Consider the following 16,708-nt stretch of genomic DNA (forward strand, 5'->3'; position numbering starts at 1 on the left):
TCTGGCTTCAAAAAGTCTCTGGATTCAAAAGGATGCGCGATCTTAACGACGATCACGCATCCTTTTATCTTTTTTAGAGGAACTGGAAGTCGTCGACCCCCAGCACATAGGCATCAACACCCTCCAACAGAATGATCTGACCGTTCACATTGATCTGCGCGCCTTCATCTGCCTGGGTAATACCCAACGCATCCACAAAGCCCTGCAAACCATTGCCCCCGTTGCTGATGTTCACCTCGCCGGTATCGGGATTGACGATCCGGATCAACAAGCGGTCCGTGCCATCCTCGAAATCGGTAATAACATCAAGCTCACCGTCAACGAAGGCGCTGAAGACAAAGATATCCGCATCTGCGCCACCGGTCATGATGTCATTTCCAGCGCCGCCGTTGATCGTATCATTGCCGGTGCCGCCATCAATCACGTCGTTGCGCCCACCCCCAGCGAGGAAGTCATTGCCTGCCCCACCGCTGATGTCGTCATCGCCTTCACCGCCACCGATCTGATCATTACCAGCGCCGCCGTCGATCGTATCACGCCCGGCACCGCCGCCAATCTGATCGTTTCCGACCCCGCCATTAATCACATCGTTGCCAAAGCTACCAGAGATCGAGTCATTGCCGTCGCCGCCGTCCAGTGTGTCGTTGCCAGCACCACCAGCAACCACGTCAGCGCCAGTGCCGCCCGACAGTAAGTCGTCGCCAAAGCCACCACCCATGGTGTCGTTGCCATCGCCACCGTTCAGCGTGTCATTGCCCAGACCGCCCCCCAGAGAGTCATTGCCAGCGTCGCCGTTCACAACGTCATCGCCATCCCCCCCTGCAACAGTGTCATTGCCGTCACCACCGGACAGGGTGTCATTGCCAGCTTCGCCAAACAACGAGTCGCTGCCCAGCCCACCGGAAATACTATCGTCTCCGTCAAGGCCACCGATCAGATCATCGCCATCGCTACCGATCAGCGTGTCATTCTCATTGGTGGATACAGGCCCCTCTTCGACGTCATTGACTGTCAGGCTCAGTGACGCTGTGCCATCAGGGGTCCCACCAACACTCGCATCATTCACAGTGACGGAAACATCGAGCTGCGCCTTGGTTTCAAAGTCAAGCGACGCACCAGCGCGCAGGAACAAGGCCGTTCCAACGATCTCGAACAGAGCCGCGTCAGCACCGGCCAAGGCCAGAGTGTTGATGCCCTGCTCATCATCCGACACGACGATGTCCGCAACCTTGATCCGAGACGTGGTGTCAGCATCTTCGTCTACGTCTGTGGTTACATTTGCGAGCGTTACCACCGGCGCATCGTTGACCGCGTTCACCGTCACGGAAACCACGACCGTATCCGTGCCGCCGTTGCCATCCGTGACCGAGACCGTGAAGGCATCCGTCCCGTTGAAATCGGCATCCGGCGTGTAGGTGTAGCCACCATTGGCCGAGACCGTCACCGATCCGTTCGCCGGGGCACCGCCCGAGGCCAGCGCAAAGCTCAGGCTGTCGCCGTCCACATCCGTGGCCGTCACCGTCCCAGAGATCGCCTGATCCTCACCCGTGCTGATCGCCGCATCCGCCTGCGCCACCGGCGCATCGTTGACCGCGTTCACCGTCACATTGACCACGACCGTATCCGTGCCGCCGTTGCCATCCGTGACCGAGACCGTGAAGGCATCCGTCCCGTTGAAATCGGCATCCGGCGTATAGGTGTAGCCGCCATTGGCCGAGACCGTCACCGATCCGTTCGCCGGGGCACCGCCCGAGGCCAGCGCAAAGCTCAGGCTGTCGCCGTCCACATCCGTGGCCGTCACCGTCCCAGAGATCGCCTGATCCTCACCCGTGCTGATCGCCGCATCCGCCTGCGCCACCGGCGCATCGTTCACCGCGTTCACCGTCACATTGACCACGACCGTATCCGTGCCGCCGTTGCCATCCGTGACCGAGACCGTAAAGGCATCCGTCCCGTTGAAATCGGCATCCGGCGTGTAGGTGTAGCCGCCATTGGCCGAGACCGTCACCGATCCGTTCGCCGGGGCACCGCCCGAGGCCAGCGCAAAGCTCAGGCTGTCGCCGTCCACATCCGTGGCCGTCACCGTCCCAGAGATCGCCTGATCCTCACCCGTGCTGATCGCCGCATCCGCCTGCGCCACCGGCGCATCGTTCACCGCGTTCACCGTCACATTGACCACGACCGTATCCGTGCCGCCGTTGCCATCCGTGACCGAGACCGTGAAGGCATCCGTCCCGTTGAAATCGGCATCCGGCGTATAGGTGTAGCCGCCATTGGCCGAGACCGTCACCGATCCGTTCGCCGGGGCACCGCCCGAGGCCAGCGCAAAGCTCAGGCTGTCGCCGTCCACATCCGTGGCCGTCACCGTCCCAGAGATCGCCTGATCCTCACCCGTGCTGATCGCCGCATCCGCCTGCGCCACCGGCGCATCGTTCACCGCGTTCACCGTCACATTGACCACGACCGTATCCGTGCCGCCGTTGCCATCCGTGACCGAGACCGTAAAGGCATCCGTCCCGTTGAAATCGGCATCCGGCGTGTAGGTGTAGCCGCCATTGGCCGAGACCGTCACCGATCCGTTCGCCGGGGCACCGCCCGAGGCCAGCGCAAAGCTCAGGCTGTCGCCGTCCACATCCGTGGCCGTCACCGTCCCAGAGATCGCCTGATCCTCACCCGTGCTGATCGCCGCATCCGCCTGCGCCACCGGCGCATCGTTCACCGCGTTCACCGTCACATTGACCACGACCGTATCCGTGCCGCCGTTGCCATCCGTGACCGAGACCGTGAAGGCATCCGTCCCGTTGAAATCGGCATCCGGCGTATAGGTGTAGCCGCCATTGGCCGAGACCGTCACCGATCCGTTCGCCGGGGCACCGCCCGAGGCCAGCGCAAAGCTCAGGCTGTCGCCGTCCACATCCGTGGCCGTCACCGTCCCAGAGATCGCCTGATCCTCACCCGTGCTGATCGCCGCATCCGCCTGCGCCACCGGCGCATCGTTGACCGCGTTCACCGTCACATTGACCACGACCGTATCCGTGCCGCCGTTGCCATCCGTGACCGAGACCGTGAAGGCATCCGTCCCGTTGAAATCGGCATCCGGCGTGTAGGTGTAGCCACCATTGGCCGAGACCGTCACCGATCCGTTCGCCGGGGCACCGCCCGAGGCCAGCGCAAAGCTCAGGCTGTCGCCGTCCACATCCGTGGCCGTCACCGTCCCAGAGATCGCCTGATCCTCACCCGTGCTGATCGCCGCATCCGCCTGCGCCACCGGCGCATCGTTCACCGCGTTCACCGTCACATTGACCACGACCGTATCCGTGCCGCCGTTGCCATCCGTGACCGAGACCGTGAAGGCATCCGTCCCGTTGAAATCGGCATCCGGCGTATAGGTGTAGCCGCCATTGGCCGAGACCGTCACCGATCCGTTCGCCGGGGCACCGCCCGAGGCCAGCGCAAAGCTCAGGCTGTCGCCGTCCACATCCGTGGCCGTCACCGTCCCAGAGATCGCCTGATCCTCACCCGTGCTGATCGCCGCATCCGCCTGCGCCACCGGCGCATCGTTCACCGCGTTCACCGTCACATTGACCACGACCGTATCCGTGCCGCCGTTGCCATCCGTGACCGAGACTGTGAAGGCATCCGTCCCGTTGAAATCGGCATCCGGCGTGTAGGTGTAGCCGCCATTGGCCGAGACCGTCACCGATCCGTTCGCCGGGGCACCGCCCGAGGCCAGCGCAAAGCTCAGGCTGTCGCCGTCCACATCCGTGGCCGTCACCGTCCCAGAGATCGCCTGATCCTCACCCGTGCTGATCGCCGCATCCGCCTGCGCCACCGGCGCATCGTTCACCGGCAACAGATCCAGCGTGGCGCTTGCTGTGGCCGTCAACAGCCCGTCCGACACTGTGTAGGAGAATGTCACATCCCCATTGTCATTCAGGTCAGGCGTATACGTCCAAGTGCCATCCTCGTTGTCGACCAGAGATCCATTGCCGCTGGTCAGAGCCAGAGCCGTGATCTCGAGCACGGCACCCGTATCCACATCGCTGGCACCTGACAAAAGCTGCGCTTCGGTGATGATCCGAACCGTGTCTTCATTGGATGCAAGAAGCGTGACTTGTACGGCTGTCGGCGCGTCATTATCGCCGGTCACCTGCACAGTTACGGTTGTTGTCGATTGTGCCGAACCGCTGTCTTGGACGGTATATTGGAACGTCGCTGTCGAGGTCACACCCGCAGCCAGACTATCCGGCGCGGTGAGCGTGTAATCGCCATTGGCGCTGAGGTTCACCACGACCCCGTCAATCGTCGTGATCCGGAACCCGTCAGCCGTTGCAACCGCAGTCGCTGTGACAGAGCTGCTGGCGTCCACAATGGTCGGGATGTCGTTGATATCGACATCCGTATCATTCGCGAGAAGATTGCCCGTCACAGAGGCGGCCGTATCTTCTGTCGCGGTGATTGTGTCAGGCGCAGCCAAGATCGCGTCGTTGACACCCGTGATAGTGACCGAAACCGTGGCCGTATCCGTGCCACCATTCCCATCACTGACCGTGTAGGTAAAGCTGTCGACCGCAGTCTCGCCCGCCGCCAGTTCATTGAACCGAGCGGTGGAAGAGGTGAGGTTATAGAACAGCTGCCCATTGGACTGCAGCGTCACCTCAGCGCCCCAATCGGTTGTGATGACACCGGCAGACGCGCCGACGGTTGCCGATCCACCAACAGGCTGCGCCCCATCCGCCAGATCCGCCAGCGCAGTTACGCTGAGCGTGTCATTTTCGGGATCGCTGTCTGCCGTGCCGATGCTCAACACGTTGAAGGCAGACGCGAACGATCCCTCGGTCACACCAAAGGCATCATTGACGGCAATCGGGCTGTCGTTCGTTGCCGTGATAGAGACCGAAATGGTCTGCTGCTCGGCGGCAGCCCCATCACCATCCGTCAGATCGAGCGTGATCTCGCGCGGTGCAACGGGCGTGGCGTCGGTGGTGGCATAGCTTAGCGCGTTGATCACCGCCTGCACATCCGCCGCAAAGGCCGCGGCAAGGAAGCTGACCGAAAGCGTGGCAGTGCCTTGGCCCGTTACCGTGCCGACCTGCGTGCCACCGACCGAAACCGCACCATCCACAACGCTGACGCTGCCAGAGGTGTCAAGATCAAGAAGGTCGGTCGCATCGCCGTCCACCACAGAGGCCGTGAAGGTGCCGGTGTCATAATCCAGACCATCCACATCGGTCAGACTGGCCTGAGCCGCGACCAGTGTCGCAACAGGCGCGGCTGCATCGACCGCTTCGACATGGGTCGCCGCAACCTGGCTCGACACATCAATCTCGGTCGCATCGTTCACAGCTGTAACTGTAACATCGACAACCTGCGTGACCGACCCACCCAGACCGTCCGAGACCGTCACAGTAAAGCTGTCCACGCCGTTGAAGTTCGCATCGGGCGTATAGCTCCAGGTGCCGGTGTTCGGGTCTACGGTAACGCTCCCGTTTGCGGCGCTATCGCCATCCTCGATGGAGAACCCGAGGATCGCCCCGTCATCCACATCATCCGCCACAATCGTGCCGGTGATTGCACCCTCATCTTCTGCCCCGGTGCCGGTGATGTCCGACTCGGCCACCACAATAACCGGCACATCATTGGTGCCGCGCACTGTGAAGGTGATCGTGCCCGTATTGTCGCTCAGCCCCTCGCTGTCAGTGACGGTAAAGCTCACCACAACCGAGATTTCTTCATCGACATCCAGTGACTGATAGACCTCCGTCGCCGCGTTAACACTGAATGCCCCGGTCTCGCCGCTATAGGAGATACCTGCCTCGGCCTGCGTGACCAGATTGCCCTCGACGGTCACGCCGTCGATGGACAAAGAGGACGGATCAATGTTGCCATCCACATCGGACGCAAAGACCGACAGCGGAATCTCACCAAAGGCTTCGCCAAACTCTGAAACGACAAGGCCGTTAAAGACTTCGTCCTCGATCACAACCGGGAAGGTTTCTGCCGGAACCTGATTGGCAACAGGTGCCTCGTTCACATCCGTCACCGTCAGGGTGAAGTCTGTCGTTGCGTCTGGCGTATCGCCAACCGTCACATCATCGACCACGACAGTGACGTTAAAGCTATTGTCCGCCCCTGCATCGGCTGGAGCCTCAAAATTCGGAGCCTCCCCAACGTAATGCAGCTCAAGCCCGGTATCCGTGCTCACCACCGCGAAGAAGGCGGCATCCGCCCCAGTCAACGTAACACCGTTTACCCCAAGCGCATCGTCCGTGATGGTGATATCCGCCACTTTGATGCCGGACCCGATGACCGAATTTTCAGCCAAGGTCGACGTCGTGTTGTCAAGGCTGACCGCTGTGGGGGCCTCGTTCACATCCGTCACTGTGATTGCAAACGCCTGTTCCGTCATGTTGGTGCCATCAAAGGCCTCAACCACAACATTATAGATGTTGTTGCCACCCATATCGGTCGGCATCTCGAAATCAGGTGCGCTGATAAATTCGAGCGTATAAACCCCCTCGTCCTCAACAACGCGGAACGCCGCCTGATCATCCCCACCAACGATGGTAAAGCTGATACCAGATTGATCGGTGTCTACATCGGTGGCAGACAACCGAACGACAGAGGTTTCGTTCTCCGCCACGCTTTGTGCGGCGTTGATTGCAAACACAGGTGCCGTGTCATTCGCATCCAAAATCGTGATCGTGAAGTCTTCGGTCGAGATGGATCCGTCCGCGCTCATCGCCTGCACAGTGATCGTATGGCTTTCTGCGGTTTCGAAATCCGGGCGCGGGGCCATGGCTGCTGTCGAAAGACGCACTTCGCCTGTCGCTGCATCAATCTCGAAAATCCCACCGGCGCTATCGGTCAAGCTATAGGTAACACCATTGGTGGTTGCATCTGCATCAGAGGCGGACGCCACGATACCGACCAGAGTGCCGGGGCCTGCGTTTTCAGAAACCTCATTCACATCGGCATTGCTATCCACTGGCGTGCTCACGTCGAACTCATTCACATCATTGATCGTGATTGTGAACGTCGAGGTGACACTTGCCGCACCATTGGCCGGTGTTGCCTGAACGTCGATGGTCAGAGAGCTGCCTGTCTCCCGGTCGATGTTTGCGCCCGAGGCGACGGACACAACGCCCGTTTCGGCATCAATGACAAAGTCTGTGGCACCAGTGCCCCCGACGATGGCATAGGTTATTGCGCCAGATGTAATATCCGCATCGGTTGAGGCGGCGGTAATTCCGACCGTCCCCAATGTGGCATTCTCATCAACGCTCCCACCCGCCACACCGTCTGCATCCACCGGAGCCGTGGTCAGGTTATCGTCCACATCCGTGACGTTGACGGTGATCTCTTGCGTATCGGTGCCACCGTTGCCGTCGCTGACCGTCACGGTCAGAACGTGTTCAACCTCCGTTTCCGCATCCAGCGATTGACCCGCCACAAGTGAGATGTCGCCTGTGGTGGCATCAATCTCAAAGAGACCAGCATCGTTCCCTGCGGAAATGCTGTAGCTCAGCACATCGCTCAGATCGACATCTGTTCCCGACGCGGTCGCAATGACCGTGGCTGCATCAAGATCCTCTACAACCGTGACCCCATCCGCCGCCGAGGCGACAGGGCTGTCATTGGTGCCGGTGATCGTGATCGTCACGGTCTGAGTGTCGGTTGCACTGTCAGTCTCGGACAGGTCGTCTGCGGTCAGTGTATAGGTGACCACCAGCGTCTCACCCGCAGCGAGGAAATCGAACGCCGCATCGCCAGAGGCGCCCGATGTAAAGGCCCACGTAAAGTCAGAGCCGGTGCCATCCGCACCCAAAACCACGGTGTCACCAAAGCCGGTCTCCGCCGCAGTACCCACCGCCAGTTGCATCATCGCGGCAAGTGCCGCGCTGTCCAAAGGCACGGTGCCCGCAAAGGTCCCACCAGATACCACCGCCCCGGTCACCGAAACGGTCACCTCATCCCGCGTATCTTCATCGGAAACCGACAGCGTGCCAGAGGTTGTGATGGCAGCATCCATCGCCCCATCCGCGGCCTCAGTTGCGGCACCTGAAATCGCCAGACCGCCCCCCAAAGCCCCGGCAATCACCGGTGCATCATTGGTTCCGACAATCGCAATCGAAACCCGCTGAACAACCGATCCCCCATCACCATCGTTGACGGTGATATCATAGACCTGCGGGCTGGTGCCGAGCGCTTCACCTTCGGCCAGCGCATTGAGCGTGGCATCGGGAATGCTGAAGGTCCATGTGAATGTCCCCTCATCCACGGTTTCGCCCGAGGGTGAAAACTGGATCGTTCCCACAAAGCCGGGCGCAAGTGCCGCAAAGCCAAAGCTGGGGATGCCATTGCTGTCGACATCGGCAAACGAAATGGTGCCAGACACGACAACCAGATCGCCCTCGTCCGCCTCGGCCTGCTCCTTGGCGGCCACATTCACCACACCTTGGTCAACCTCAGGATCGGTTCCGGTAATGGTCGGGTTATCGTTCACACCGTCAATGTTGATCACCAGCCCGGTCTCGGACGTGGCCCCTTGCGGGTCTGTCGCGCGCAGCGTGGTCGTGATGACGGGGTTCTGATCAGCACGCAGACTGTTGATACCCGCATCATTCGGCTCAAAGCTGTAAGCGCCACTCGATTGCACCGTCAGCGTGCCCAATTCCACACCATTCAGCGGGGCTTCGGTCACGACCGCGTTGCCGACACGATCAAAGTAGAAGGTTTGCGATGTGGCACCTTCTGCAACTTCCTGCCCTGCAATCGAATACACCATCGCGTCCACATGCCCGCTGTCGCGGTCTGTGGCAGACAGAGTCCCCCCTTGTGCTGCAAAATCATCCGCAGCAGCTGTGTCGGTGATGTTGATGGCTTCGACTGCGGCCAGTTCCGGCGTGTCATTGGCCGGGGTGATATCCACCGTCAACGTCGCGGTATCGAACGCACCGTGCTCATCCGTCACAACAATCGTGAAGGTCTCATTCGGTTCGGCATCCGCGGCCAGTCCCTGCAACTTTGCCGCATCAGGCGTATAAGTATAGCTGCCATCAGACAAGACCGTCAGCGTCCCATACTTACCCTCTAGGGAAGTCTCGCCCATTACGGGTTCTTGGCCGCTGATCGCATAGGTCAGAACCGCCCCATTATCGACATCCGACCCAACCAGCGTATCCGAAACCAAAGACAGCGTGTCATCGCCAGCCGTATCAACAATCGCCGGTGCTGTCGTCACGTCCTCCAGAACCGGGCCGTCATTTGCCCCGGTGATGGTGATCGTCGCGGTCTGAGAGACCTCGCCGCCATTTCCATCCGTCACCGTGTAGCTATAGGTGATCACTTCGCTCGCACCCACCGCCAGTGCGGTGTAGGCATCGGGATCAACCGTCAGGCTGTTGCCATCCATAGACACCGTCACGCCGCTGTCGTCACCGCTGTCAAGCGTCAGGCCGGACACAGTGAGCACGTCGCCCGTGTCGACATCCGACGCACCGCTCAGGAGATCGACGGTAAAGCCCTCTGCATCCTCGGTCTGCTCTGCCGATACGGGCCCCTCCACAACCGGCGCATCGTTAACCGGGTTCACCGTGATCGTCACCGTGTCGATGTCGGTCAGTGCGCCACCCTCGCCGGTGCTGCCGCCATCATCCGTGGTCATGGTCAAGGTCACATCGCCATTCGCATCCTGCGCGGGCGTAAAGACCGGAGTGGTTTCAGTGGCCAGATAAGCGTTGATGTCCGCCAACGTCCCGGTCAGCGTGATCGAATTCGTCCCCGACCCCGCAACCGTAACCGAACCAGCCTCCAACGCCGCAATCGTGCCTGCGCCTTCGGCAACCGCAAGGGTCACGGTAATCGTACCCTCACCGGCGTCTACATCCGACACTGACAACCCGGTCAGCGCCACAGCGGTATCCTCGTCCGTGCTCAGGGTCTCGGGCACGGTGTTCACCGGGGCATCGTTGACCGCGTTGACCGTGACGCTGACCTCTACCGTATCGGTGCCACCATTGCCGTCGGAAACCGCGACCGTAAAGGCATCCGTCCCGTTGAAATCGGCATTCGGAACATAGGTGTAGGTGCCATCTGTGTTCACGGTGACAGACCCGTTCTCCGGGCTACCACCATCCGCAAGCGCAAAGCTCAGCTCGTCGCCGTCCACATCCGTGGCCAGCACCGTGCCGGAAATTCCCACCGCATCCTCATTGCCGCTGATCTCAACGTCAGACTCAGCAACATTGATAACCGGCAGGTCATTCGTGCCAGTGATGGTAAAGGTGATGTCTTGTGTATCGGTGCCGCCGTTATTGTCCTCAACCGTCACCGTATAGGTGATGCTCAGAACTTCTCCGGCAGCGAGGAAATCAAACTGCCCATCGGTGATTTCAAACGACCAACCAACCGTGTTGCCAACCGCATCAGAGGCGTTTGCCGCCGTGGCATCGAAGGACAGGGAACCTGTGGGTCCTTCATAGGCTTCATCAACCTCGGAATCCAATGCAACAGAGGTCACTTCCGCCGTAACGGTATGGGTATCCGCACCACCCGCGCCCCCGCTGGCCGGCAGGATCGAGGTGTCGGCATCGTCAAAGCTGATGGTGCCGGTCAGCGTCTGCGTAGTCACAGACCCGCTGGCGACATCACCCTGATCTTCGGTCAGGGCCAGGTCGCCGGTTGCCGCGGTGATGACTGGCGCGTCATTCGTGCCGGTAAAGGTCAGCACGATATTGCGGCTCGTGGTGGCCGTGCCATCCGAGATCGACACTTGGTAGGATTGGGTAAAGGTCTCGCCTTCGGTCAAAGTGTCGAGCACAAGATCATCGAGGTCGAAGCTATAGAACACCTCGCCAGCCTCAGCGACCGATGTGCCGGTCGGCGCAACAAAGCCCGCCGAGAATGTGCCGACATAATTCGCCAAAAGCGCGGCACCCTCACCAACGTCTTGCACAGGTTCAACTGTAACCTGAAGCGCCGAAAGATCACCCGGATCAACGTCATTGAACGTGATAGAGCCATTTACAGTCGGGCGCGCGGCATTCTCGCCTGCGTCCAAATCCGGCAGCTCGGTCACAGAGGCCGCAAAATCATCCTCTTCCACGATATAGGGCGCATCATTCGCACCGGTGACACGGATGACCGTTGTCACTTCGTTATCGGTCGTGGTGATGCCGTCCGGCGAGGTGGTTGTGACCGTATAGGTCAGCGCCACATCAATGAATTCACCAGTGTCCAACGCGTCAAACACGGCGGCGTTGCGGTCAAAGGTGACAACCCCGTTCAAGGCGTCGCTAAGGTCAAATGCCGCTTGGGCATCCGACGCAACAAATCCTGTGGGGATATTGCCCGAGGCGGACACGCTGGTTGTCCCGGTGATCGCGCGGGTGTCGTTGGCGTCCAGTTCGGTGACCGTGGTTACCCAGATTTCATCATCGCTATCGTCACCAGTGCCCAGCAGGTTGACGGTAACGGTCGCTTCAGGTGTCAGTGCAACCTGATCCAAAACGCTGTTCTCGTCGATGACCAGCGCGTCACCTTCGGCAAACTCATTCGTCTCATCGGCCACAACAACCGGCGCATCATTGGTGCCGGTGATCGTGATCGTGACTTTTTGAACGGCAGAGACCGAATTTTCATTGCCGTCCTCATCCGTGCCGTCAAACGCCCGGCCATCATTCACGGTGACATCATAAACCACCGTCAGCGTCTCACCGGCCCCTAGGAAATCGGCAAGGCTATCGGCAAGGCTAAAGCTCCAGTCGACTTGCCGCGGATCACCAAGGTTGATGGCAGCAGCAAAGGCCGCATCCAGCGCCGCCTCTAGGTCCTCGGGCAGCGGCGTCACATCCGACGCAGTGCCAAGATTGTCGGCCCCATTCACATCCGTCCATGTCACAGACACGCGGCTCGCAGAAACGCTGTGCGCATCCGAAAGATCGGCATCGGCGATGCTCAACGTGCCTGCGGTAACCAGGGTTTCCCCCATCAGACCGGTTGATTCCGTCAACTCACCTGTGGCTGAATCCCCATCCCCGATCACAATCTCGGGCCGGTCATTGGTGCCGTTGACCCTGACGGTCACGGTTTCGGTGTCGGTCGCGTCGCCGTCATCGGCAGTCACGGTAAAGTTGAGCGTGATGCTCTCGCCCGCAGCAAGATAGTCGAACGTTTCGCTGCCGCTATCAAAGCTCCAGGTGATCTGACCGCTTGCATTGCCAGCACCCGTCTCAAGCGGGGTACCGCCGCTGATGGTCATCATGGCCTGAAGCGCCAAGTCATCCTCTTCAAAGCCGCCCAATGTGCCCGATGCCGATACCGCAGTCACAGATATTGCAACCGAATCATTCGCATCCACATCCGATACGGTCAGCGTGCCGCTGGCAGTCAGGTTTGCAGCATCGGATTCCAAAACGTTGCCCAAGGTTGAATCCGGACCCAACGGACCCGACAATTCACCCCCGAAGAGTTCAATCACAGGGGCATCATTGCTGCCGGTCACAGTAACTGTGACGGTATCCTCAGAATATCCACCCAGCCCATCGGCCACGCGCACAGTGAAGGTGTCGGTAACTACGACACCCGCGGCGAGCGCCTGCGTGTCTTCGTCGCGATCGTCCAACTGATAGGACCACTCACCATCGCTGTTCAAAACAAGGAAACCATAGGTGCCAACGGCCTCGGCGGCGGAACCATTGGCCACGGAATGCTCGATTGCCTCGCCGTTCACCCCGGTGATCGACCAGATCACCTGATCCGTACCTCCGGTGTCAACATCCGACACCGAGAAGCTGCCAGAGGCGTCCGGATCACCCGAGGAGAGTGGCCCCTCGGGCTCAAGTTTTGGATCCGCGCTGCCGTCTTGCTCTGTGACCGAGGTATCGGCCCCCTCATTCGCAACGATCACCGGCGCATCATTGGTGCCGTTGATGGTGATCACCACATCTTGTGTGCTCGTTGCACCCCGGTCATCGGTCACGGTAACCGTGAAAGTCTCCGAGACGGATTCCGAGTCGTGAAGCGACTGAACCGCTTCGGCGGTGTTATCCAGCGTGAAGGTCCAATTGCCCGAAGCATCTACCGCAAAACTGCCGTAAACCCCTTCAACTGTGAGGGAATCTGTCTGTGCTTGGCCAGCCATGGTATCAGCCCCAGCGCTCCAGATCAGATCGACCGGTGCATCCTCGGCATCCACATCATCCGCGCTCAGCGTGCCGGTTGCGGTGGTCGGTGGCGTATTGATGGCTTCGTTCTCGGCGTTGACGCCTGCCTCCTCGACCGTGCCAACGTCCTGCCCTTCGCCAAAGCTGATCACCGGCGTGTCATTCGCGCCCGTGATGTTGACGGTCAGCGTCGCGCTTGCCTCATTGCCCAGGCCACCGCCATTGTTGGCGATGGTATAGTCAAAAACCTCGGTTACAGCTTGATCGGCATTCAGCGCCTGTGTCGCGGCCAGCGTGTTATCCAGCACGTAACGATAGCTGCCATCGGCACTGACAAAGAGCGCCCCATAGGTGCCTGCGATCTCGGTTTCACCCTCAACGGCAACCAGTACGCTGGTTTCGCCAAAGGCGATCTCGCTCACAACCAAGGCTGCAGCTTCGCCATCATCGGCATCGGTCCAATTGCCATCCGCCGACAGATTGCCTGTGGCTTCTGCTGTGCCTTCACCACCATTCTCGACGCCGCCCGCTTCGACCACCGTGGTCGCGGCAGTGCTGCTGGCTCCGATCTGCGGCACGTCATTCGTGCCGGTAATGGTGATCGTCACAACCTGCGTATCGGTCGCGTTCGCGGTCTCGGAATCGTCCGTCGCCGTCAGCGTGTACTCCAGAATCAGCGTTTCGCCCGCAGGCAGGAAATCAAACGGCGAGCTTTCCGGGTTGCCCGCGCTGAACTGCCAGGTGAAATCCGAGCCCGCAGTCGCATCCGCCGCCATCGCGGCAGTCTCGGAGCCGAGGAGGCCGACAGTGCCGTCGCCCGCCACGACCTCTAGCATCGCCAGCAGGGCGGCATTGTCGAGCGGGTTCGTTCCCGCAAAGCTGCCCGATGTCGCCACCGAGGACACTGCGACCGTCACCGTGTCGCTGGTGTCGGTATCCACCACGGTCAACGTGCCCGTCGCCGTCAGCGATTGGTCACTGCTGCCGTCATCGACAACCTCAGTCAGATCCGCCGAAACGGCCGTGCCGGAAATCACCGGCGCATCATTGCTGCCTTCAATCGTAACCACGATCCGCTGGACAAAGCTCAGGCCGCCAACAGTTTCGGTCGTCGTCACATCATAGACCTGCGTGATGCTCTCGCCATCTGCCAGCGCATCGACAATCGCCATCTGGGCCGCCAGGGTCGTCGGATTGGTGATCGGTGCGCCGATGTTAAAGGTCCATTGCACCGTGCCATTGCCATCGCCCTGAATCGGATCAGAGAACCCCGCCTGGAACACCCCAAGGAAGGTGCCATTGGTGCTGGAAATATTCGACACCGTGACCGAGTGGCTATTGGCCACATCGTCGTCATGCACACCAAAGGTGCCGGTGGTGCCAAAGGGCGTGGCATTCTCGCCAAGCACCCCGTCTTCGCGCTCGATCACCGTTCCGGTCAGATCATTCTCACCCGGCACCAGTTCCGGCGCATCGTTCAGATCGGTCAGCGTGATCGACAGGACCGACGCCGTGGTATTGCCCGCGTTATCCGTACCGGTCACGAAAATATCAAAGCTCGGGCCGTTCTCTTCGAGGTCAAAGAACCCGCGCGCGGCCTCGGTGTCGATGATCTGGACCATGAAACCGTCCTCGCCATCGCTGACAATTTCGACATGCGCGTTAACCGCCGCTTCCCCTGTCAGGGCATAGGTCGTGCCATCAGCACCCGACAGCTTGGCCAGAACGATGGGCGTGCCAGTGGTCGCAGCATCCTGATCGGGGATTTCGGCAATCGTGACAGACTCGGTCTCAGAGGCTGTGCTCTCGGTGTCAATCGCGGCGCCGGTCGACACTTCGGACACAGCAAACATCACATTGCCGCCCACGTCCTGCGCCCCCGACACACCCACTGTGATCGCGGCCAGATCGACATTCTGATCCACAACCGTATAGGTGATCGTCAGGCTCAAGCCATCCATCGACCATGCGCGCTCGGCTTCTGTAAAGCTGCTGGCAGACGCCATATCCAGAGTGACCGTCGGATCAACAGCCGTATCCATCGCTTCGTTGAACGCAATCGTCAGCGTGACAAAGCCATCGACATCACCGTCAATCACGGTGCCTTCAACGCCAGAGCCCCCCGCGAGGGTCACGGTCGTAATCATCGGTGGGGCGGCGTTCAGATCAAAGCCATTTGACTGGGCCTGCGCCATATTGCCCGCCGTATCGGTCACCTCCAATGTAACCGAAAGCATGCCGTCGCTCAGCGCAGCCATTTGCAGGGGATCAAGCGAAATCGGGCTAAATGACTCGATGTCTAGCCCCTCAAAAACAACCGAGCCGCCACCAGTGGATGTGATCGTCAAAGTCCCTGTCGCATCGGCATCAATGCCACTGAATGCAACCTGAATTGCCTCTCCTGCGTTGAAGGTCGAGTCGTCCACCCCTGCGCCCTCAAATGCGACAGAGAGGTTCGGCGCAGCATCGGCAGTCGTGTCAAGAGCAATGGTATCGCTTGCAGTTGCAACGTTGCCGTTTAGATCCTGCACCTCCACCGTCGCCGTCAGCGTGCCGTCGTCCAGAAAGTCAAGCGAGTTCGCCGGCAGGGTTACCGTGGCGATGCCATTTTCAATCGTGCCAAGGTCAAAGGGTAGAATAATGGTAGTAGTGCCATTCGATACTCTCACCTCACCCGCTGTCACATCGGGATCAATACCAGTCACGGTCAGCGTCTGATCGACATCGGTATCGGCAGCGTTCAAGAACGCATCGCCATGATCAAAAGCAACCGCAAGGTTGCTATCCGCATCGGCCGATGTATCCGAAAGCAGCACACCATCCGCGAAGCTGCCTTCAGTGACGGTCAAACCGCCGAAAGCACCAATCTGGGTAGCGCTCCCCCCCGATGGTGCTCGGGCCGTCAGGAAAACGTCCTGACCGCCGGTATTCTCCCAATAGAGCACCTCGACATTGTGCAGGCCTGCGGTGAGGTTGACGACGGAAGATGTCGACCAACCAGGATTGATACCAGTGCCCGAAAATCGCTGCGCAACAATCACACCGTCGATAAACAGAACAAACCCATCATCAGCGTCGTGACCAAAGGTCCAGTTACCTCCTTCAAAGAAATCTACAACGCCTTTGAAGCGCACAGCAAAACCGTCCCCCGTCAATCCAGACAAATTGGGATCGAACAAGCTGACGGTCCCGGACGTAGTGGACGTAGTGGTGCCATTCAAAAGCTCAAATGCGAGCTCGTTCGTATTGATGGTGCCGGCGGACGTTGCGTATTCAACTGAAAAAGCCATTGGTGATGCTCCTGCTTTATTTTTTGATGCCGCGCTCTGCGGCGTGATCTGTGCTTACGCAGGCGGTGGGTGATGCCCCGCTTGCGCCATGAAATTTGAAATTATTGAGGGTCGCGTTTTGCCCGCGCGCGGATGGCAACATCTGCCAATTGGCCTAAGAAACCCGCACAATCGTCAACGTTAGCCATTGGGAATTCTCCTGATCGGTCAGTAAGGAACTGGTCCGGCGGCACCATGATGGAGGGCCGGGAT

At 59.8% G+C, this 16,708-nt stretch carries 1 protein-coding gene; it reads right to left on the reverse strand.

The features are described 5' to 3' along the window. Positions 1-73: 73 nt before the first annotated feature. The gene (locus ROSMUCSMR3_RS08950; protein WP_420541230.1) at positions 74-16,111 is read right to left on the reverse strand and encodes a beta strand repeat-containing protein; all 16,038 of its coding nucleotides are present in this window, start codon (positions 16,109-16,111) and stop codon (positions 74-76) included. Positions 16,112-16,708: the final 597 nt, after the last annotated feature.

The sequence above is a fragment of the Roseovarius mucosus genome (assembly GCF_002080415.1).
In the GTDB taxonomy this organism is placed as follows: Bacteria; Pseudomonadota; Alphaproteobacteria; order Rhodobacterales; family Rhodobacteraceae; genus Roseovarius; species Roseovarius mucosus_A.